The organism is Azospirillum sp. 11R-A (assembly GCF_049472615.1).
GTDB lineage: Bacteria > Pseudomonadota > Alphaproteobacteria > Azospirillales > Azospirillaceae > Azospirillum > Azospirillum palustre.
On the sequence record NZ_JBCEBL010000019.1, the window covers coordinates 115,160 to 134,694 of the forward strand.

Here is a 19,535-nt window from a genome sequence, read left to right on the forward strand (position 1 = left end):
CCCCCCTGAAGCGCCCTCCCTTACGGCTGGCCGCTGCCGCCCGCCGCACCGTAGACATGGCCGGTGGTGAAGCTGGCATCCTCCGCGGCGAGCTGGACATAGATGCTGGCAAGCTCGGCCGGCTGGCCGGGGCGGCCGAAGGGGGTCTGGCTGCCGAACTGCTTCAGCTTCTCCTGGCTGGCGCCGCCGCTGACCTGCAAGGGGGTCCAGATCGGGCCGGGGGCCACGCCGTTGACGCGGATGCCCTTGTCGGCCAGCTGCTTGGCCAGCGACTTGACGTAGTTCATCGTCGCCGCCTTGGTCTGGGCATAGGCGTAGAGGTCCGGCGTCGGGTCGTAGGCCTGTTCCGACGTGGTGCCGATGATGACCGAGCCCGGCTTCAGGTGGGGCAGGGCGGCCTTGATGATCCAGAAGGGGGCGTAGATGTTGGTCTTCATCGTCGCGTCGAACTCCTCGCTGCTCACATCGAGGATCGACGGGAAAGCCTGCTGGCGCGCCGCGTTGCAGACGACGATGTCGAGCCCGCCCAGGCCGGCGACGGCATCGGCCACCAGCTTTTTGCAGAACTCCTCGTCGCGCAGGTCGCCGGGGATCGCCACCGCCTTGCGGCCGGCCTCCTCGATCAGGGCGACGACGTCCTGGGCGTCGGGCTCCTCGGTCGGGAAATAATTGATGGCGACGTCGGCGCCCTCGCGGGCATAGGCGATGGCGGCGGCCCGGCCCATGCCGGAATCGCCGCCGGTGATCAGCGCCCTGCGCCCGGCCAGCCGGCCGGAACCCTTGTAGCTGGTCTCGCCATGGTCGGGCGGCGGATCCATGTCGCGGGCCAGCCCCGGCCAGGGCTGCGACTGGCCGTTGAAGGGCGGGCGCGGATATTTCGTGCGGGGGTCCTGCGGCGTGACGGTGTCGTCCTTGCGGTCCATGCCTGTCTCCTGATCCGGCGTGCTGTGTGCGATGCGGCGATGCCTCGCACACAGAACCGGACGGGGACGGAAATGGTTGCCGCAACCCTGCTCATCAGCGAACCGGCATCCTCAGCCGCACATGCCGCCGCAGCAGGACCCGTTGCGCCGGGCCAGCAGCCGCTCATAGGCGATGCTGACCACGCCGGCCGGCGGGATCACGCCCTGCAACAGCGCCAGCACGTCCCCCTCCAGCGTGCCGGGCGGGATATCCGTCACCTCGCAGACCGAGGCGCCGCTGCCGTCCGGACCCAGCTTCGCATCGCCGACGGCAACCGTCACATCGCCGTTGCGGTCGATGCTGACGCGCAGGCTGGCCGCCGCCGCCCCCTCGGGCCGGGCAATGCGGACCTGCCAGACCTCGGGCCCCTGTTGCAGATACTCCCAGGAGAAGCTGGCGCCGAACAGGCTGAGCAGCTGGTGGTGCAGCGGGCGCGGGTCATGGTCGTTGACCAGCGAGAAACCGTCGCCGGGCGTCAGATCCTGCACCGACGCGAAGATCAGCTGATGGCGCTGGTAGGGCGGGATCGCGCGGAGATCGAGAACCGGTTCGGCCTGGTCGGCGGGCGCGGTGGGCGCAATGGGGGAGGTCATGGTCGGCATCGTCGTCCGTCTGGTCTGTGGGGGAGCGGCAGGATCGCCATGTCCCCCTGTAGCCCGGATCGCCGCCCCCTTCTTTGCTCCAGCACAAACCCCGGAACGGGTCGGCCGCTCAGCCGCTCATCGCGGCGGCGAAGGCCCGGTCCTCCGCGGCCGACAGCAGGGCGTCGGTGGCCGGCACCAGCGTCGTCTCTTCCTTCTGGATGTGCAGGACCAGCACCCGGACCAGCTCCTCGCCGAAGCTGCGGAAGACCGGCCAGCTGTCCCAGTCGAACCCCTCCCGCAGAGCCAGGGCGCAGAAGCGGGCCAGACGGCGGGCAATCGGGCGCATGTGCTCGTGGTCGTCCAGCAGGTCAGCCGTCCATTCGTGCCCGCCCGCCGCGGCCAGCGCCGGGAACAGCGCCTCCTCCGCCGCGAAATGGCTGTCCAGCGGCCCGTCCAGCTCGGCGGCGAGATCGGCGACGATGTCCCGGTCCTCCGCCGTCAGCACCGGCAGGCTGTCCTCGCCATGGCGGACGAACAGGGCGTCCAGCCGGTCGAGCAGTTCCATCACCCGGTGGTGGTCGTCATGCAGGAGGCGTCCGGTCAGGCTGTCGGTGTGCATCGCACGGTCTCCCCGGAAGAGATTGCGGAAGGGATGGTCCGCACATCCGCGGCAGCGAATTCCACGGCGGCGAATTCGTCCAGCAGGGCGCCAAGCTCCAGCCCATAGGCCCCGGCCGCCTCGCGCACCGTCATGAAGGGCGCCATGGCGCAGCCGGGACAGGCGAGGCCATGGCGCAGCAGCACCGGCACCACCGCCGGCCGGACGCTCATCAGCTCGGCCATCGTCAAATCGGCTATGGTCAAATCGGCAGGGGACGGTTGGACGGCCATCTCGGCATGCTCCGGCACCGGGGGACAGGCCGCCACCCTAACCGCCCGGCCCAGGCCGGTCTTTGCGCCACCGCAACCCCGCCCGCGGTCACTTCCGCCCCATTACTCCCGCCCCATTACTCCCGCCTAGGCGCCGGGGACGGCAAATCCTCGGCGATGGCGACCAGCGCATGGGGCTTGCGGATCACCACCTGCTGCCGGCCGCTCTCGACGATGCCCTGGCTTTCCCAGGCCGACAGCGTGCGGCTGACGGTGTGCAGCGTCGTGCCGGTCATCTCCGCCACATCCTGGCGCGACAGCGGGAAATCGATCTCCACCCCGGCCTCCACCCGCCGCCCGGCATGGCGCACCAGCCGCAGCAGGGCATGGGCGATGCGGCGCTCCACCCGCTCCGTCGCCACCTCGCGCAGGCGGTTCTGCACTTCGCGCAGCCGCCCGCCGACGATCGACAGCGCGTTGCGGGCGATGGCGGGATGACGGTCCATCAGCTCGGTCATCGCGGCGGCCGGCCAGGACAGCTCGACGCAATCGGCCACCGCGACGGCATCGGCCGGATAGAACCCGTCGGTGAAGATCGCCAGCGTGCCGAACATCTCGCCGGGGCCGATGAAGCGCATCACCACCTGCTGCCCGTCGGGGCCGGTCTGCACGATCTTCACCCGCCCGTCGATCAGCGCATGGCCGGCCGCCGCCGCTTCGCCCTGGCTGAAGACGGCGGTGCCGCGGACATGCAGCCGGGGCCGCGCCAGCGCAACGGCCTCGGCCAGCGCCTCGGCATCCAGCCCGGCGAACAGCGGCATGCCGCGCAGTACGGCGGGATCGGGGGGCGGGGGCATGGCGGTCGTCCTGGCGCGCTGGGCGTGAAAGGCATCCATTCGTGCACGACTTTGTTGCGGCTCAAAGCGCGAAATCCGGCATGCCGCCAGAATGGCCGCAGCATCCCAGCGAAGGTCCCCGCCATGCCCACCCCCATCACCAGCACCGTCACCAGCGCCCACCGGCCGATGTACCCGGCGGCGGCGCTCTATGCGGCGCTCGCCGTCCCGCTTTGGCTGGCGCAGGTCGGCGGCCTGCTGCCGACGGGCTGGTCGCCGGCCGTGCATGCGCACGAGATGACGCTGGGCTATGCGCTGGCGGTGGTCGGCGGCTTCCTGATGACCCGGCTGTCGCGTCCGATGGTGGCGGTGGCCCTCCTGTCCTGGCTCGCCGGCCGGCTGGCTTTGCTGCTGGGGCTGCCGCCGCTGCTGGCACTGCCGCTCTGCTTCGCCTATCCGCTGCTGCTGTTCGTCGTCGCCGGCCTGCCCTTCCTGCGCACCAGCCGCAGCGGCCACAATGCGGTGTTCGGCCCGCTGATCGGCGCCTTTCTCGGTGCCGAGGCGCTGTTCTGGGCTGGCGCGCTGGGCCTTGTCCCCGCCAGCGGCCAGCCCGTTGCCCTGCTGCTGATCGCCACGCTGCTGCTGACCATGGGCGGGCGCGTCATCCCCGCCGCCACCGCCGGTGCCCTGCGCCGCCAGGGCGTCACCCTCGCACACCGGGTCCAGCCGAGGCTGGAGGCGATGGGCATCGCCGGGGCCGCCCTCTGCCTGCTGTCGGCCGCCACCGGCCTGCTGCCCCTCGCCGGCGGCGCCGGGGCAGCGATGGCCGGGGCGAGCGCGCTGCTTCGGCTCGCCCGCTGGAAGCCCCATCTGCTGCTGCGCCGGCCGGAGATCGCCAGCCTTCATCTGGGCTATCTCTGCCTCGGCGCCGGCTGGCTGCTGACCGCGGGCACGCCGCTGCTCGATCTGCCGCCCGCCGCCGGCTGGCACATGCTGGGGGTCGGCGCGCTCGGCATCCTCGCCAGCGCCATGATGATCCGCACCACCCTTCAGCGCGAGGCCGAGCCGGAGCGGTTCCCACCCGCCGCCAGCGTCGCCGTCGGGCTCATGGCCGCCGCCGCGGTTCTCCGCCTGACGGCGGTCGGGTGGCCGTCGATGACGCTGCTGACCGCCGCGGCGGTCTTCTGGACCCTCGGCCAGCTGCTGACCGCCGGGGTTCTGCTCACCCGGCCGCGGCGGTCACGCCGACGGCAGGACGCGCTCCAGGAAGCTTAGACCGAGCTGCGCACCGGCGGCGGTGATGGTGTGGGGAACGCCGCGCAGCAGATGCTCCTCCACCGCAAAGCCAACCGAGCGGAAATGCGCGGCGGCGGCCTGCACCACGGCGGGCGGCATGATGCTGTCCGCCGCACCGCCGACCATCAGGATCGGCGGGCACCGTCCCGACCCGTCCGGTGTGGCGACCGGCGCCGCGATGCGGCCGGCGAAGGCGGCGACCGCGCCGCAGCGCTCCGGATCGGTCATGGCGAGATGCAGCGCCATGATGCTGCCCTGGCTGAAGCCGACCAGCGCCACATCGGCGGGGGCGACGCCCGCCCGCTGCCGTTCGGCCTCGATCAATGCGACCAGCGCCGGCAGGGCGGCGGCGACACGGGCGGGACGGTTCTCCTCCGTCACGCCGGCGATGCTGAACCACTGACGCCCGTTGCCCAGGTCGAAGGGCTGCGGCGCGTCGGGCGCCACGAAGGCGGTGCCGGGCAGCGCCCCCCGCCATGCCTGGGCCAGCGGCATCAGGTCGGCGCCGGACGACCCGACGCCGTGCAGCAGGATGACCAGCCGCCGCGCCGCCGTCCCGGAGGCGGGGGCCAGGCGCAGGACCTCGTCGGAACCGTCTGCTGTGCTGTTCATGGAAACCACCCTTCCTGCCGTGTCACGCCCGCTGCCAGATGCCCTTGCCCGGCAACCGGTCGCGGTCATGCGGACGGTCGAAATCCAGCGCCGGCCCCTTCGGCACGATCAGCGTCGGGTTGATCGCCGGGTTGGTGTAGTAGCCGGCCTTGATGTGGTCGATCTTCACCGTGTCGCGGATGCCCGGCCACTGGTACAGCTCGCGCAGATAGGCCGACAGGTTCGGATAATCCTCGATCCGCCGCAGGTTGCACTTGAAGGCGCCGTGATAGGCGGCGTCGAAGCGCACCAGAGTCACGAACAGGCGCCAGTCGGCCTCGGTCAGATGCTCGCCCGCCAGATAGCGGCTGGCCGACAGCCGCTCCTCCAGCCGGTCGAGCGTGGCGAACAGCGCGTCGAACGCCTCGTCGTAGCTGGCCTGCGACTTGGCGAAGCCGCAGCGGTAAACGCCGTTGTTGACGGTCGTGTAGACCAGCTCGTTCCAGCGGTCGATCTCCGGCCGCAGCGGCTCGGGATAGAAGTCCAGCCGGTTGCCGGTCAGCCCATCGAAAGCGCCGTTCAGGATGCGGATGATGTTCGCCGACTCGTTGTTGACGATGCGGCCTTCCTGCCGGTCCCACAGCACCGGCACCGACACCTTGCCGGTGTAGGTCGGATCGCTCGCCGTGTAGAGGCTGTAATGGTGGCGGAAGCGGCCGACGCGCGGTCCGCCGTCCTGCTCCTCGCCATAGACCCAGCCGTCCTCGCCCAGCACCGGCTCTGCGGCGGACATGCCGATCACCCCCTCCAGCCCCTTCAGCGCGCGAAAGATCAGCGTGCGCGAGGCCCAGGGGCACAGATAGGAGACATAGAGGTGATAGCGCCCGGCCACCGCCGGCACTGTCGCATTCCCCTCGGCATCCGGCGCGCCGTCCGGCGTGATCCAGTCGCGGAAGCGGGTCGGCTCGCGGTGAAAGGCGCCGCCCTTGATCTCGCTGGCCGCGATGTCGCCCTTTTCCCAAACACCGTTCACAAGCTGCGGCATCGCGGTTCCTCCTGTCCATCCTGCACATATGCGAAGGGGCCGGCGAACCGGCCCCTCTTACTCTGCAACAGTCGAAGACTGCCCGCGATCAGGACTTGACCGCTTCGATCTCGATCAGCAGCTGGATGTCGTCGCCGATGGCCGGGGCGCCGTACTTCATGCCGAAATCGGTGCGCTTGACCGTGCCGCGGGCGGAGAAGCCGGCGGTCTCCAGCTTGCTGGCCGGGCTGACGCCGTCCTTGTTGAAGGTGACGTCCAGCACGACCGGCTTGGTCACGCCCAGCATGGTCAGCTCGCCATGCAGCTTGCCGGTCTTGTCGCCGGTCTTCTCGATCTTCGTGCTCTTGAAGGTCATCTTCGGGAACTCCTTCGCATTGAAGAAGTCCGGCGAACGCAGGTGCTCGTCACGCTTGGCGTGGTTGGTGTCGACGCTGGTGGTGTCGATGGTGACGCTGACCGTGCTCTTCTCGACGGCGTCCTTGTCGAAGCTGATGTCGCCGCCGACCGTGTTGAAGCGGCCGATCACGTTGGAGAAGCCGACATGGTTGACGATGAAGGCCACCGCCGTGTGCGCCGGGTCGATCTTGTAGCTGACCGGGGCGGCGAAGGCGGGGGAAACGGCGCCGACGGCGGTCGCGGCGAACAGGGCGGCGGCAAACAGGGTCTTCTTCATGAACGGAACTCCGAAAGCGGATTTGAATGGAAGGATAAGGGGAGGATCAGTAGGGCGATGCTTCGCCGCCGGTCAGCGCGAAGGCCGCGCCGATGGCGACCAGCGCCGGAAGGACCGCAACCACCGTGACGGCGGCCGACGTGGCGGCGCGGCCGATCAGGCCGTCGCCCTGCGGAAGGAAGCGGCGGATATGGCCGGCGAACAATGCTGGCAGCGCCAGCAGCAGCACCGCGGCCTGGGTCTGGGTGAACAGGGCCAGCACGGCGGCCAGCAGGACGGCGATGCCGGTGGCGACCCGGCCCGACAGGCCCCAGCCATGGCGTTCCACCGGCCAGTTCCACAACAGGAAACCGCCGGCCGACGCCGCCAGCGCCAGCGCCATCTGGGCGATGGAGGCCGAGGAGCCGATCAGCGCGGTGCCGCCGACGGCCAGAGCCAGCGCCAGCAGCGAGGCGGCCGGCGCCGTCGGGCTCTCGAACATATGCGTCTGCGAACCGCGACCAAAAGCGACCCACGCCGCCGTGCCGAGCAGGACGACGAGGCTGACGATCGCCGCCGCCGAGTCCAGCGCGGGCAGCGCGATCCACAGCAGCGACGCGGCCAGCCAGACCGCCAGCACCGCCGACGCGACCCGGCCGCGGATTCCCGCCACATCGGCGACCACGCCGATCAACAGCCCGGCGCCCGACGCCCAGAACAGCTTGCCCATGCTCGACGGCGGCGGCAGGGCCGGCAGGCCGATCACCATCGCGAAGACGACCAGGAAGCCGGCGGCGATGCCGGCCGCCGCCAGCGGGCGGCGCAGCAGATGCAGCGCACCGACCAGGATCAGGCTGACCAGCAGCGGCAGAACGCTGGATTGGACGAAGGGGTCTTGAAGCAGCTCGGACATGGGGGAAGGCCGGGTCTCGATGGGATGGCGCAGGTTGCGCTTGGCCGGGACCCTAACCTGTGCTCTGGTAAGCGCAAATTCGGGAGATTTGCAAAAAGCATATGCATAAATGAGCGGGAATAAATGATAGGTAGCAGCAATTGGGATGATTTTCGCTATTTGCTGGCGGTGGCGCGGCATGGGTCGCTGTCGGCGGCGGCGCGCGTCCTGGGGGTGAACCACAGCACGGTTCTGCGCCGGGTGACGGCGCTGGAGCAGGCGATGGGCGCCCGCCTGTTCGACAAGCTGCCCGGCGGTTATGTGCTGACCGCGGCCGGTGACGAGATGCATCGGGTGGCGCAGAAGATGGAGGAGGATCTGGCCGCCGCCAACCGCCTGCTGTCCGGCCGCGACACCCGGATCAGCGGCAGCCTGCGCGTGACCACCGTCGACATCCTGACGCTCTACGTCCTGCCGCGCCACATCGCCGCCTTCCGCCGCCGCCACCCCGACCTGCGGGTCGATCTGGTGGCGGCGGAGGCCTCGCTCAACCTGACCCGGCGCGAAGCCGACGTGGCGATCCGCGCCACCACCAGCCCGCCGGAGAATCTGGTCGGCCGCGCGGTATCCGGCCTCGCCTTCGCCGTCTATGGCGGCGCCGGCTATCTGGAGGAGGCGGGCACCGGCGGCGATCTCGACCGCCACCCCTGGGTCGGGCTGGACGAGTCCTTCGACCACACCAACCTCGCCCACTGGATGAAGCGGATGGTGCCGGCGGGCTCGGTCCGCTACCGGGTCAATTCGGTGGCGGGGTCGGTGGAGGCGGTGCGGGCCGGCATCGGGCTTGGCCTGCTGCCCTGCGGCGTGGTCGACCGCGACCCCGCCTTCCGCCGCATCGGCGAGCCGGTGCAGGAGGCAGACGCCAAGCTCTGGCTGCTGACCCACGAGGATCTGCGCCACATGGGCCGCGTCCGCGCCTTCCTCGACTTCATGGCCGACGCCCTGACCCGCGAGCGCGACCTGCTGGAAGGGCGCTGTCCGCTCCCCCTCTCCCTCCCAATACCTCCCTCTCCCCCCCGGGGAGAGGGTCGGAGTGAGGGGGATGCACATGCTGGATTTTTGTCGGAGGGCCGCCGCGCGACCCCCTCACCCTAACCCTCTCCCCGGGGGGGAGAGGGGACTCCGCCGGCGGCGCGAGCCGCCGGCATCCGATAACCCGCCCGATGCGACCGCCGCCGCCGGGTCGACCATGTGAATTGCGGATCGTCGAGGATCAGGTGCCGGTGGTCCGACAGCCGGTTGCGCTCCAGCCAGCCGACCGTCGCCTCCAGCTCCGACAGCGTCATTTCGGAGCGCGCCTTCTTCATCAGCCGCTTCAGCACGGCGTTGTAGATGTGGTAGCCGGTCGGCCCCTCGGCGACGAGGTTGTTGTCCTCGTCCTCGATCACCTGGGCCGCGACCAACTGCCCGATGCGCTGGCGCAGGTGATGCTCCGCCGCGCTCGGCGTCAACGGCAATTCCCCCGCATCCCTTGCCTGCGCCCCGAAATCCGGTCCCGGCGCCACCACGGCGAAGCTCAGCGCCGTGGCGTTGGATTCCAGCGGGATGATCTCCGGCTCGCGCTCCGACGACCGCTCGAAGGGCAGCTCCTGCTGCGGCCGGCGGGTCTTCACCATGGCGCGGGTGCCCTGCTGGGTCTCCACCATGGTGCGGAACTGCTCGAACAGCGCGTCGGAGGGGTGGTAGATCAGCGCCCGCTGCCGGTCGTAGGGGCCGCCATGCGGGTCCACCCGCGTCGCCCGCGCGATGGCCTGCTCCAGCCAGGGGCGGGAGCGGATGTGCGTCAGGCAGGCGACATGGGTGATCGACGGGGCGTCCAGCCCCTCGTACGCCATGGCGACGGAGACCAGCACCGCCGGCTCGGGCCGCAGGCGAAACGCGGCGACCACCTCCTGCGCGTCGCGGCACTCGGAAATGGCGAGCCGCGCCATGCGCCCCGCCTGCGCCTTCGGCATCCAGCCTTGCAGCGTCTCCAGATAGAAGCGCGCCGTCCCCTGGTCGGGGGCGATCACCAGCAGCTTGCCCAGCCCGGCATCGTCGCGGCCTGCCGGCAGTTTCATCTCCGCCCGCCGCTTCGCCCGATGCTCCCGGCAGGAGCGGTAAGCCTCGCGCAGCATCGCCTGGGCGAAGCCGGTGCGCAGCGCGGTGAACAGGGCGTCGCGCGTGTTCTCCCCCGCCTTGGACAGGGCATCGACCCAGCGGTTGGTCCGCTCCGCATCCAGCCAGGAGGCCGTCCCGTCCATCGCGCCGAAGGTCACCGGCAGGATCGCCTTTTCCGCCAGCGCCTGCCGCCGCGAATATCCCACCACCGCCCAGCCCGGCGCCTTGAAATCGACCTCCCGCACCTTCCGCGTCCCCTGCGGCGCGCGGTAGGGCAGCCACAGGATCGGCCGGCCGTCGGCCCGCTCCAGCGTCCCGCTCATCAGCAGACGGGCCGACGCATTCTCCAGCAGCGGCAGGATCGACCGGCTCCAGGCGGTTTCCTCCTCCACCGCCGCCATGCGGTCGGTGTCGAACACCGCCGGCAGATGGTGAAGCTCGTCCACCGCCAGCAGGTAGCGGTGGCGGCGGAACTCCTGCAGATGCAGGTCCGGCGCGGCGGCCACCGCCTGATAGGTGGTGACATAACCCTGCAAACCGCGGCAGAGGTCGCGCCCATTCTCCGCGGCGCGCAGGGCAAGGCTGTGTCCCAACACCTCGCGCCAGCGCGGATCGACGAAGGCCTCCTCCGCCTGCTGGCGCAGGCTGTCGCGCGGAACGATCCAGCAGACCCGGTCGATCCGCCCGGCCTTGTGCAGCGCCGCCGCCATGATCACCGGCAGCAGCGATTTTCCCCCGCCGGGCGTCACCGCCGCCAGAACGTCGCGAACCTCCGTCTGCTCCTGGCCGATGGCGTCGGCGATGGCGCTGACCAGTTGCTGATGGGTTCTCAGCTGCGGCATTCCACCCTGCTGGCTGTGGCACGAGGGAGGAGCAAGCCTAAAGTGCCGGGAGTCCCCCGGTCTTGAGCGCAATCGTAGGCAGCAAGCCCCAGGGGGAGTACTGCCGCCACCGGCCGGGGAGGGCGATTCGCGCCACCTAAGCCTTATGAGCACGCCGCCCCGCGTACTCTGATGCACGCACCTGAAATTCCGCATGTGCGAACCGGCCCGGCGCCGCAGCCACCCGCCAAATGGCAGAGCACAAGCTGAAGCTCAAGATTTGAGTTGCGCACCTCAAATCGCAGGAATATGTTCGCGGCATGAACAATCAAACCAGCGATGGACCCCTGACCCTGCGCGACGTGGCGGCTGCGGCCGGCGTCAGCCTTGCGACCGCCGACCGGGTGGTCAACGGCCGGCCAGGCGTCAGCGACAAGACCGCGCGCAAAGTGCAGGACGCGGTGCAGCGGCTGGGCTTCCGTCCGCTGGCGGCGGCGGCGGAGCTGGCGCGGGCGCGGTCCTGGCGCTTCGCCGTGATCCTGCCCGGCGGCGGCAACCGCTTCATGATGGACATCGCCGACACCGTCCGCGCCCAGGCCGGCTGGTTCCGCGCCCGCCGCATCGGGGTGGAGATCGTCGAGGCCGACGTGTTCGACGCCGACACCCTGGCGGCGCAGCTGGCCGCCCTGCCGGGCCGTTTCGACGGGGTGGCGCTGGTGGCGCTCGACCATCCGCGCATCCGCGCCGCCATCGACGATCTGGTCGAGGGCGGCATGGCGGTGGTGACGCTGGTGTCGGACGCCCCGTCGTCGCGGCGCCAGCATTATGTCGGCATCGACAACATCGCCGCCGGCCGCACCGCCGGATCGCTGGTCGGCCGCTTCCTCGGGCCACCCCGAAACGGGGAAACAGGAGGCACCGTCGGGATTATCACCGGATCGGGCAGCCTGCGCGACCATGCCGAACGGCGCTTCGGCTTCGGGCAGGTGCTGGCGGAGGAATATCCCCATCTGACCCTCCTGACCCCGGTGGAGGGCCGCGACGACCCGGAGCGCAACCGCGATCTGGTCCGCCGCATGCTGGCCGACACGCCCGATCTGGTGGCGATCTACAACACCGGCGAGGGCTCGGTCGGCATCGGCGAGGCGCTGGCCGAGGCCGGTCTCACCCGCAAAATCCTCTGCGTCGGGCACGAGCTGACGCCGGCCACCCGCCGCATGCTGCTGGACGGCAGCTTCGCCGCCCTGGTCGCCCAGGATCCGGGGCACGAGGTGCGCTCGATGGGCCGGGTGCTCCACGCCCTGGTCACCGGCCAGGAGATCGTCGCGGCGCAGGAACACATAAGGGTCCAGGTCATCCTGCGCGACAACCTGCCCTGACGGGGCAGTCGAAAATCGCCCTGACGGGCAACAGAAAAGGTCGACAGTCATGTTTCTCGGGATCGACATCGGCACCTCGAGCGTCAAGGCGGTTCTGACCGACGCCGACGGGGCCGTCGCCGGCAGCGCGTCCCGCCCCTGCACCGTCTCGCGCCCGCATCCCCTGTGGTCGGAGCAGGAGCCGGAGGACTGGGTCGCCGCCGCCGTCGCCGCGGTGGACGAGCTGGCCGAACGCCAGCCGGACGCGCTCGCCGCCGTGCTCGGTATCGGCTTCTCCGGCCAGATGCACGGCGCGGTGCTGCTGGGCGCCGACAACCGGGTGCTGCGCCCCGCCATCCTGTGGAACGACGGCCGCTCTCACCGCCAGTGCGCGACCCTGGAGGAAACGCTCCCGACGCTGCGCACCCTCAGCGGCAACATCGCCATGCCCGGCTTCACCGCGCCCAAGCTGCTGTGGGTGGCGGAAGAGGAGCCGGAAATCTTCGCGGCGCTGGCCAAGGTGCTGCTGCCCAAGGCCTATGTCCGCTGGCGCTTCACCGGCGCGATGGTGGAGGAGATGTCGGACGCCTCCGGCACGCTGTGGCTCGACGTGGCCCGGCGCGACTGGTCGGACGATCTGCTCGCCGCCACCCGGATGACCCGCGCCCACATGCCCGATCTGGCCGAAGGCTCCGACGCCGTCGCCCGGCTGTCACCGGACCTCGCCCGCCGCTGGGGGATGCGCAACCCGCCGGTGGTGGCGGGCGGGGCAGGGGATTGTGCCGCCAGCGCGGTCGGGCTCGGCGCCATCGCGCCGGGCGACGGCTTCCTCAGCCTCGGCACCTCCGGCGTGGTGTGGCGGACGACCGACCGCTTCCTGCCCAACCCGGCGATGGCGGTCCATGCCTTCTGCCACGCGCTGCCCGGCATCTGGCACCAGATGGGCGTCATGCTGTCGTCGGCCGCCTCGCTGGCCTGGGCCGCCTCCACCCTCGGCGCGCCGGAGGCGGAACTGCTGGCCCCGCTCGGCGATGCCGTCGACGGCCCCTCGCCGGTCGCCTTCCTGCCCTATCTGTCGGGCGAGCGCACCCCCCACAACGACGCCACCGTGCGCGGCCTGTTCGCCGGCCTGTCGGCGGAGACCACGCGCGACGCGATGGTCCAGGCGGTGCTGGAGGGCGTCGCCTTCGCCGCCCGCGACAATCTCGTCGCCCTGGGGGAGGGCGCCCCCACGGTCTTCGACCTTGCCGGCGGCGGCTCCCGCTCGCGGCTGTGGGCACGCATCTGCGCCGACGCGCTCGGCGTCACCATCCACCGCATCGAGGACGGCGAGGTCGGCGCGGCCTTGGGCGCCGCCCACCTCGGCCGCATGGCGGCGACCGGGGAATCTCCCGCCACCGTCTGCCGCAAGCCCCGCCGTCTGGAAACCTTCACCCCCGATCCGGCCCGCGCCGAGGCGTACAGCCAGGCCTGGCTGCGCTGGCGCCGGCTCTATCCCCTTGCCAAGGAGTTCGCGTCTTGAGCACCGCCTCTTTCTTCGGCGACCTGTCCCCCGTGGCCTATCGCGGGCCGGACAGTCGCGACCCGCTGTCCTACCGCTGGTACGACAAGGACCGCGTGGTGCTGGGCAAGCGGATGGAGGACCATCTGCGGCTGGCCGCCTGCTACTGGCACAGCTTCTGCTGGCCGGGCGGCGACCCCTTCGGCGGCGAGACCTTCCAGCGCCCGTGGATGCAGCCCGGCCAGGACCCGATGGCGGCGGCGCGCGCCAAGGCCGATGTCGCCTTCGAGATGTTCCGCCTGCTCGACATCCCCTTCTTCTGTTTCCACGACCTCGACGCCGCGCCGGAGGGCTCAACGCTGGTCGAGAGCGTCGACAACCTGAAGGCCATCACCGAGCTGTTCGCGGCGAAGATGGAGACCGCCAAGGTCCGTCTTCTGTGGGGCACCGCCAACCTGTTCTCCAACCGCCGCTACATGGCGGGTGCGGCGACCAACCCGGACCCGGACGTCTTCCTCTATGCCTGCGGGCAGGTGCGCGCGGCGCTGGAGGCCACCCACGCGCTGGGCGGCGCCAACTACGTCATGTGGGGCGGCCGCGAGGGCTATGAGACGCTGCTGAACACCGACCTGAAGCGCGAGCTGGACCAGATGGGCCGCTTCCTGGCGATGGTGGTGGAGCACAAGCACAGGATCGGCTTCGACGGGCCGATCCTGATCGAGCCGAAACCGCGCGAGCCGACCAAGCACCAGTACGACTTCGACGTCGCCACCGTCTACGGCTTCCTGGAACGCTACGACCTGCTGGCCGACGTGCGGGTGAACATCGAGCAGAACCACGCCATCCTCGCCGGCCACAGCTTCCAGCACGAGGTGGGATTGGCGCTGGCGCTCGGCATCTTCGGTTCGCTCGACATGAACCGCGGCGATGCGCTGCTGGGCTGGGACACCGACCAGTTCGCCAACGACATCGGCGAGCTGACGGTGGTCATGCACGACATCCTGAAGGGCGGCGGCTTCACCACCGGCGGCCTGAATTTCGACGCCAAGATCCGCCGCCAGTCGCTCGACCCCGCCGACCTTCTGCACGGCCACATCGGCGGCGTCGACAGCTGCGCCCGCGCCCTGCTGCAAGCCGCTCAGATGCTGGAGGACGGCGCCCTGACCGGGCCGCTGGCCGAGCGCTACGCCGGCTGGGACGGCGCGGAGGGTCAGGCGATCCTGTCCGGCAAGCGTGACCTCGCCACGCTGGCCGAGCGGGCGCTGACCTCCGGCCTCGCCCCTCAGCCGCGCTCCGGCCGGCAGGAGTATCTGGAGAACATCGTCAACCGCTACGTCTGAGCCCCACAACTGTATCCCCTCTCCCCCCCGGGGAGAGGGTTAGGGTGAGGGGGTCGCGTGGCGGCCCTCCAGCAAGAATCCAGCATGTGCATCCCCCTCACCCCGACCCTCTCCCCGCTATCGGCGGATCTTCGATCCGCCTGTCGCGACAGCGCAAACGGAGTTTGCGCGAGAACAGGGGGGAGAGGGGGATTTGGCAGACTTCTCGTCGATCAACAAGGCCGCCGCGACCGGACGGCCACATAAGGAGGAAACACGATGAAGCACCGCCTCACCGCGACCGCCGCCGGCCTGTTCCTGACGCTGGCCGCCGCCACCACTATGACCTCGACGGCCGCGCTGGCCGCCGGCACCACCGTCGGCGTGTCCTGGTCCAACTTCCAGGAGGAGCGCTGGAAGACCGACGAGGCGGCGATCAAGGCCGTGATCGAGAAGGCCGGCGGCAAATACCTGTCGGCCGACGCCCAGTCCTCGCCGGCCAAGCAGCTGTCGGACATCGAATCGCTGATCTCCCGCGGCGCCAACGCGCTGATCATCCTGGCCCAGGACAGCGACGCCATCCGCCCGGCGGTGGAGAAGGCGGCGGCGGAGGGCATCCCGGTCGTCGGCTATGACCGGCTGATCGAAATCCCGTCGGCCTTCTACATCACCTTCGACAACAAGGAGGTCGGCCGCCTCCAGGCGCGCAGCGTCTTCGCGATGAAGCCCAAGGGCAACTACGCCTTCATCAAGGGCAGCTCCACCGATCCCAACGCCGACTTCCTGTTCGCCGGCCAGATGGAGGTGCTGAAGGCCGCCATCGACCGCGGCGACGTGAAGAATGTCGGCGAGGCCTACACCGACAAGTGGCTGCCGGCCATCGCCCAGCAGAACATGGAGCAGATCCTGACCAAGAACGGCAACAAGGTCGATGCCGTGGTCGCTTCCAACGACGGCACCGCCGGCGGCGCCGTGGCCGCGCTGGCGGCGCAGGGGCTGGCCGGGACCGTGCCGGTGTCGGGCCAGGACGGCGACAAGGCGGCGCTGAACCGCATCGCGCTCGGCACCCAGACGGTGTCGGTGTGGAAGGACGCCCGCGAGCTCGGACGCCGCGCCGCCGAGATCGCCATGGATCTGGCCGGCGGCAAGAAGATGACCGACATCTCCGGCGCCACGACCTTCGACGGCGGTCCGAAGAAGCAGAAGATGACCTCGCTGTTTCTCACCCCCATCGCCATCACCAAGGACAATCTCGGTCAGGTGATCGACGCCGGCTGGGTGACCAAGGACGTGGTTTGCCAGGGTGTGAAGCCCGGCAGCGTCAAGGCCTGCAACTGATGGCGGAGCCGTCCACCACGCTGTCTCCGGCGCCTTCCTCGGAAGCGCCGGCCGGACGGCGGGCCGGCATCGGCGACGCCCTGCGCGCGCTGGAGCTGGACACCCGCATGGTCGGGATGATCGGGGCGCTGGCCATCGTCTGGATCGGCTTCGACATCCTGACCGGCGGCGCCTTCCTGACCCCGCGCAACCTGTGGAACCTGTCGGTGCAGACCGCGTCCGTCGGCGTGATGGCGACGGGCATGGTGCTGGTCATCGTCACCCGCAACATCGACCTGTCGGTGGGCTCCATCCTGGGCTTCACCGGCATGGTGGTCGGCGTGCTCCAGGCCCGCATCCTGCCGGAGATCTGGGGCTTCGACAATCCGCTGACCTGGGTGGTTGCGGTGCTGGCGGCGGTTGCCGTCGGCGGGGCGGTCGGGGCGGTGCAGGGCGCCGTCATCGCCTATCTCGGCGTGTCGTCCTTCATCGTCACGCTGGGCGGGCTGCTGGTCTGGCGCGGGGCGGCGTGGTGGGTGACCACCGGCCAGACGGTGGCGCCGATGGACGGCCTGTTCAAACGGCTGGGCGGCGGCTTCGAGGGCGCCATCGGCGCCGGGCCGAGCTGGGCGGTCGGCATCGCCGCCGTCCTGCTCTCGGTCGCCGCCATCCTGGTGACGCGGCGGCGGCGAGCCGGCTTCGGCTTTCCCGTGCGGCCGCTCTGGGCGGAAGGGGTGGTGATCCTGCTGGTCGCCGCCGCCATCGTCGGCGCCGTGCTGGTGGTCAACGCCTATCCGCTTCCCGTCCCGGTGGTGCGCCGGATGATGGAGGCGCAAGGGCTTTCCACCGACGGCGGGCTTCCCTTCGTCGCCCACGGCTTCGCCATCCCGGTGCTGATCGCGGTGGCGGTGGGGGTGGTGATGACCTTCCTGTCGCGGCGCACCCGCTTCGGCCGCTACGTCTTCGCCATCGGCGGCAATCCGGAGGCGGCGGAGCTGTCGGGCATCAACACCCGCCGGGTGATGGTGATGGTGTTCGGGCTGATGGGCGCGCTGTGCGGCCTGTCCGCCTGCATCGCCACCGCCCGGCTGAACGCCGCCACCAACGCCAACGGCACGCTGGACGAGCTGTATGTCATCGCCGCGGCGATCATCGGCGGCACCTCGATGGCCGGCGGCGTCGGCACCATCCTCGGCGCGATGCTCGGCGCCATGGTGATGCAGTCGCTGCAATCCGGCATGGTGCTGCTGGGGGTGGACGCGCCGATGCAGAACATCGTCGTCGGCCTCGTGCTGGTCGCCGCGGTCTATGTCGACACGCTCTATCGCAGGGGGTTGAAATGAGCGGGCTTGCGATGGCTGTCCCGGCGACGGCCCCGCTGGTGGAGATGCGCGACGTCTCCATCGCCTTCGGCGGCATCAAGGCGGTGGACGGCGTCAGCATCGACCTCTACCCCGGCGAGGTGGTCGGGCTGCTCGGCCACAACGGCGCCGGCAAGTCGACCCTGATCAAGATCCTGTCCGGCGCCTATGCCGCCGACCATGGCGAGATCCGGGTCAACGGCGAGCCGGTCCACATCGCCAGCCCGCGCGACGCCAAGCGCTGCGGCATCGAGACGATCTACCAGACGCTGGCTCTGGCCGACAATGTCGATGCCGCCGCCAACATCTTCCTCGGCCGCGAGAAGCTGACCGCCTGGGGCACGCTGGACGACCATGCGATGGAGGCGGAGGCGCGCAAGGTGATGGGCCGCCTCAACCCGCATTTCCGCCGCTTCAAGGAGCCGGTGAAGGCGCTGTCCGGCGGCCAGCGCCAGTCGGTCGCCATCGCCCGCGCCATCCATTTCGACGCCCGCGTCCTGATCATGGACGAACCGACCGCGGCACTCGGTCCCGCCGAGACCCGGCAGGTCGGCGAGCTGGTGAAGCAGTTGAAGCAGGAGGGGATCGGCATCTTCCTGATCTCCCACGACATCCACGACGTGTTCGATCTGGCCGACCGCATCCATGTGATGAAGAACGGCAAGCTGGTCGGCACCGCCCGCGTCTCCGACGTGACCCAGGACGAGGTGCTGGGCATGATCATCCTCGGCAAATGCCCGCCCGGTGCCGTTCCCGGACCGGGGGCTGCGGCCTGATCTCCGGGCGCCTTCCACCGAAGTGCTGGAAGGCGCCCAATCGCCTCCTATTGCGGCGAGCGCGCCTGCCACAGCAGGAACTGCTCGAACAGCTTCTCCGCCTGCTGGGGCGGCACCCCGCGCTGCTCGACGAAGCTGCGGAACTCCTCCTTCCTGGCGGCGGCGGTCTGCGGCTCCTTCGCCGCCGACGCCTGACGCAGCCATTGCTCGGCCGGCTCGAACCGGGTCCAGCCCGGCACGTCGGCCGCCAGATTGACCTCCTTCCATTTCGGATGGCGCGGCGGCTTCAGGAACTCGTCGAACTTGCTGAAGAAGGCATCGACGAAGCGGGCGACCTTGCGGTGACGCTCCAGGTCGCGCTCCCAGCCATAGACCGCCATCACAGCACCCACCGCCACGGTGTCGACCTGCTCGCCGGGCGCGATCAGCCCGTCATAGTCGGCACTGGTCAGGCGTGAGGGCAGATAGGTGTCGAGCAGCGCGGCGCTCATCGGGACCGACAGGAAATGCAGCCCGTCCCCCGCCTTCAGGTCGCGGAACAGCCGGGTCGGCTTGCCGGCGACATAGGCCATCGCCGCGATCTCCCCCTTGCGCAGCTTTTCCAAAGCCAGCGCCTGGTCGTTCGCCTGCGGCTCCACCTTGATGCCCAGCATGTCGAAGACCAGCGAGGCGGTCATCGAGGTCCCGCTTCCCTGGACATCGACATTGACCTTGCGGCCGGCCAGATCCTCGATCCGCGTCACGTCGGGCCCGGCGAGGATGTGCAGTTCCTCGTTGTAGAGCTTGGCGATGTATTTGATGCGCCGGTCGAGGTTGGGCAGGAGCCGTTCGCGCTTGGCATAGGCCAGCACGTCGGACTGCACGATGCCGACATCGATCCCCTTCAGCAACACCACGTCCTTCAGGTTCTGGATCGAGCCCTTGCCCAGCATGGGGAGGACGCGCAGCGTGTCGCCGTCGTCCAGCACCGACGCCAGATCGGCGGCGATGCGCACATAGGTGCCCTCGACCCCGCCCGACACGATGCCGACGGTGCCGCTGTTGGCATTGACGCCGCGCGGATCGGTGGCCGACGCCGTGCCGGCGAGGCCGAGCACTCCGCCGGCGATGCAGCCCCCCACCGCAAGCATGCGGCCAAGCGCCAGCAAACGGACCAACGATGCCTTCATGATGCTTTTCCCCCCTCGATGGCT

General features: G+C 70.2%; 19 protein-coding genes. 8 read left to right on the forward strand and 11 right to left on the reverse strand.

The window, feature by feature from the left end; all coding sequences use genetic code 11:
- Positions 1 to 20: 20 nt before the first annotated feature.
- The 5 genes from VH569_RS23310 to VH569_RS23330 all read right to left on the reverse strand — a co-directional run bounded on the left by VH569_RS23310 (position 21) and on the right by VH569_RS23330 (position 3,274).
- Positions 21 to 923 carry an SDR family oxidoreductase gene (locus VH569_RS23310; RefSeq protein WP_423318322.1) on the reverse strand — a complete coding sequence of 301 codons (903 nt, stop codon included), beginning with the start codon at positions 921 to 923 and terminating at the stop codon, positions 21 to 23.
- A gap of 111 nt (positions 924 to 1,034) precedes the next feature.
- The gene (locus VH569_RS23315; protein WP_423318324.1) at positions 1,035 to 1,556 is read right to left on the reverse strand and encodes a DUF2249 domain-containing protein; all 522 of its coding nucleotides are present in this window, start codon (positions 1,554 to 1,556) and stop codon (positions 1,035 to 1,037) included.
- Between the two features lie 118 nt (positions 1,557 to 1,674).
- Positions 1,675 to 2,166, reverse strand: coding sequence for a hemerythrin domain-containing protein (locus tag VH569_RS23320; RefSeq protein WP_423318326.1), 492 nt, complete (start codon positions 2,164 to 2,166; stop codon positions 1,675 to 1,677).
- On the reverse strand, positions 2,148 to 2,438 hold the full coding sequence (locus VH569_RS23325) for a hypothetical protein (protein ID WP_423318328.1): 291 nt from the start codon (positions 2,436 to 2,438) through the stop codon (positions 2,148 to 2,150). Before VH569_RS23325 ends, VH569_RS23320 begins: the two co-directional genes overlap by 19 nt.
- A 116-nt stretch (positions 2,439 to 2,554) precedes the next feature.
- On the reverse strand, positions 2,555 to 3,274 hold the full coding sequence (locus VH569_RS23330; RefSeq protein ID WP_423318330.1) for a Crp/Fnr family transcriptional regulator: 720 nt from the start codon (positions 3,272 to 3,274) through the stop codon (positions 2,555 to 2,557).
- Between the two features lie 123 nt (positions 3,275 to 3,397).
- On the opposite strand from VH569_RS23330, the gene VH569_RS23335 reads away from it, so the two are divergent.
- Positions 3,398 to 4,528: an NnrS family protein gene (locus tag VH569_RS23335; protein ID WP_423318332.1), complete on the forward strand. Its 1,131-nt coding sequence runs from the start codon at positions 3,398 to 3,400 to the stop codon at positions 4,526 to 4,528.
- Here VH569_RS23335 and VH569_RS23340 read toward each other — a convergent pair.
- From VH569_RS23340 to VH569_RS23355, 4 genes are all read right to left on the reverse strand, one after another.
- On the reverse strand, positions 4,493 to 5,161 hold the full coding sequence (locus VH569_RS23340) for an alpha/beta hydrolase (RefSeq protein ID WP_423318333.1): 669 nt from the start codon (positions 5,159 to 5,161) through the stop codon (positions 4,493 to 4,495). The genes VH569_RS23335 and VH569_RS23340 overlap by 36 nt on opposite strands.
- Positions 5,162 to 5,183: 22 nt before the next feature.
- Positions 5,184 to 6,185, reverse strand: a complete 1,002-nt coding sequence (locus VH569_RS23345; RefSeq protein WP_423318334.1) for a glutathione S-transferase family protein — start codon at positions 6,183 to 6,185, stop codon at positions 5,184 to 5,186.
- An 88-nt stretch (positions 6,186 to 6,273) separates the two neighbouring features.
- Positions 6,274 to 6,858, reverse strand: a complete 585-nt coding sequence (locus VH569_RS23350) for a YceI family protein (protein ID WP_423318336.1) — start codon at positions 6,856 to 6,858, stop codon at positions 6,274 to 6,276.
- 46 nt (positions 6,859 to 6,904) lie between these two features.
- The gene (locus VH569_RS23355; protein ID WP_423318338.1) at positions 6,905 to 7,750 is read right to left on the reverse strand and encodes a hypothetical protein; all 846 of its coding nucleotides are present in this window, start codon (positions 7,748 to 7,750) and stop codon (positions 6,905 to 6,907) included.
- A gap of 123 nt (positions 7,751 to 7,873) precedes the next feature.
- Here VH569_RS23355 and VH569_RS23360 point away from each other — a divergent pair, with 123 nt between their 5' ends.
- Positions 7,874 to 8,884 (forward strand): LysR family transcriptional regulator, encoded by a 1,011-nt coding sequence (locus tag VH569_RS23360; RefSeq protein WP_423318340.1) that lies wholly within the window; start codon positions 7,874 to 7,876, stop codon positions 8,882 to 8,884.
- Here the strand turns inward: VH569_RS23360 and VH569_RS23365 are convergent.
- Entirely contained in the window at positions 8,881 to 10,731 is a 1,851-nt protein-coding gene (locus VH569_RS23365) for a DEAD/DEAH box helicase (RefSeq protein WP_423318342.1), read from the reverse strand. The two genes, VH569_RS23360 and VH569_RS23365, sit on opposite strands and share 4 nt — an antisense overlap.
- 299 nt (positions 10,732 to 11,030) lie before the next feature.
- Here VH569_RS23365 and VH569_RS23370 point away from each other — a divergent pair, with 299 nt between their 5' ends.
- The 6 genes from VH569_RS23370 to VH569_RS23395 all read left to right on the forward strand — a co-directional run bounded on the left by VH569_RS23370 (position 11,031) and on the right by VH569_RS23395 (position 18,342).
- Entirely contained in the window at positions 11,031 to 12,089 is a 1,059-nt protein-coding gene (locus VH569_RS23370; protein WP_423318344.1) for a LacI family DNA-binding transcriptional regulator, read from the forward strand.
- A gap of 49 nt (positions 12,090 to 12,138) precedes the next feature.
- Complete coding sequence (xylB, locus tag VH569_RS23375; RefSeq protein WP_423318345.1) at positions 12,139 to 13,590, forward strand: xylulokinase; 1,452 nt, start codon at positions 12,139 to 12,141, stop codon at positions 13,588 to 13,590.
- Complete coding sequence (gene xylA, locus VH569_RS23380) at positions 13,587 to 14,909, forward strand: xylose isomerase (protein ID WP_423318347.1); 1,323 nt, start codon at positions 13,587 to 13,589, stop codon at positions 14,907 to 14,909. Before xylB ends, xylA begins: the two co-directional genes overlap by 4 nt.
- A gap of 258 nt (positions 14,910 to 15,167) precedes the next feature.
- Complete coding sequence (gene xylF / locus VH569_RS23385) at positions 15,168 to 16,226, forward strand: D-xylose ABC transporter substrate-binding protein (RefSeq protein ID WP_377805636.1); 1,059 nt, start codon at positions 15,168 to 15,170, stop codon at positions 16,224 to 16,226.
- Entirely contained in the window at positions 16,226 to 17,548 is a 1,323-nt protein-coding gene (locus tag VH569_RS23390; RefSeq protein ID WP_423318349.1) for a sugar ABC transporter permease, read from the forward strand. Before xylF ends, VH569_RS23390 begins: the two co-directional genes overlap by 1 nt.
- Positions 17,545 to 18,342, forward strand: coding sequence for an ATP-binding cassette domain-containing protein (locus VH569_RS23395; RefSeq protein WP_423318351.1), 798 nt, complete (start codon positions 17,545 to 17,547; stop codon positions 18,340 to 18,342). Before VH569_RS23390 ends, VH569_RS23395 begins: the two co-directional genes overlap by 4 nt.
- A gap of 47 nt (positions 18,343 to 18,389) precedes the next feature.
- On the opposite strand, the gene VH569_RS23400 is transcribed toward VH569_RS23395, so the two are convergent.
- Positions 18,390 to 19,511, reverse strand: coding sequence for a TAXI family TRAP transporter solute-binding subunit (locus tag VH569_RS23400; RefSeq protein WP_423318353.1), 1,122 nt, complete (start codon positions 19,509 to 19,511; stop codon positions 18,390 to 18,392).
- Positions 19,512 to 19,535 lie beyond the last annotated feature (24 nt).

Excerpts from the sequence above, each read along its gene's own strand:
- VH569_RS23320 (WP_423318326.1), bottom strand. The coding sequence starts at position 2,166 with ATGCACACCGACAGCCTGACCGGACGCCTCCTGCATGACGACCACCAC.
- VH569_RS23395 (WP_423318351.1), top strand. The coding sequence starts at position 17,545 with ATGAGCGGGCTTGCGATGGCTGTCCCGGCGACGGCCCCGCTGGTGGAG.
- VH569_RS23350 (WP_423318336.1), bottom strand. The coding sequence starts at position 6,858 with ATGAAGAAGACCCTGTTTGCCGCCGCCCTGTTCGCCGCGACCGCCGTC.
- VH569_RS23400 (WP_423318353.1), bottom strand. The coding sequence starts at position 19,511 with ATGAAGGCATCGTTGGTCCGTTTGCTGGCGCTTGGCCGCATGCTTGCG.
- VH569_RS23360 (WP_423318340.1), top strand. The coding sequence starts at position 7,874 with ATGATAGGTAGCAGCAATTGGGATGATTTTCGCTATTTGCTGGCGGTG.
- xylF (WP_377805636.1), top strand. The coding sequence starts at position 15,168 with ATGAAGCACCGCCTCACCGCGACCGCCGCCGGCCTGTTCCTGACGCTG.
- VH569_RS23335 (WP_423318332.1), top strand. The coding sequence starts at position 3,398 with ATGCCCACCCCCATCACCAGCACCGTCACCAGCGCCCACCGGCCGATG.
- VH569_RS23370 (WP_423318344.1), top strand. The coding sequence starts at position 11,031 with ATGAACAATCAAACCAGCGATGGACCCCTGACCCTGCGCGACGTGGCG.
- VH569_RS23325 (WP_423318328.1), bottom strand. The coding sequence starts at position 2,438 with ATGGCCGTCCAACCGTCCCCTGCCGATTTGACCATAGCCGATTTGACG.
- VH569_RS23315 (WP_423318324.1), bottom strand. The coding sequence starts at position 1,556 with ATGACCTCCCCCATTGCGCCCACCGCGCCCGCCGACCAGGCCGAACCG.
- VH569_RS23310 (WP_423318322.1), bottom strand. The coding sequence starts at position 923 with ATGGACCGCAAGGACGACACCGTCACGCCGCAGGACCCCCGCACGAAA.
- VH569_RS23355 (WP_423318338.1), bottom strand. The coding sequence starts at position 7,750 with ATGTCCGAGCTGCTTCAAGACCCCTTCGTCCAATCCAGCGTTCTGCCG.
- VH569_RS23330 (WP_423318330.1), bottom strand. The coding sequence starts at position 3,274 with ATGCCCCCGCCCCCCGATCCCGCCGTACTGCGCGGCATGCCGCTGTTC.
- VH569_RS23340 (WP_423318333.1), bottom strand. The coding sequence starts at position 5,161 with ATGAACAGCACAGCAGACGGTTCCGACGAGGTCCTGCGCCTGGCCCCC.
- xylB (WP_423318345.1), top strand. The coding sequence starts at position 12,139 with ATGTTTCTCGGGATCGACATCGGCACCTCGAGCGTCAAGGCGGTTCTG.
- VH569_RS23390 (WP_423318349.1), top strand. The coding sequence starts at position 16,226 with ATGGCGGAGCCGTCCACCACGCTGTCTCCGGCGCCTTCCTCGGAAGCG.
- VH569_RS23345 (WP_423318334.1), bottom strand. The coding sequence starts at position 6,185 with ATGCCGCAGCTTGTGAACGGTGTTTGGGAAAAGGGCGACATCGCGGCC.
- VH569_RS23365 (WP_423318342.1), bottom strand. The coding sequence starts at position 10,731 with ATGCCGCAGCTGAGAACCCATCAGCAACTGGTCAGCGCCATCGCCGAC.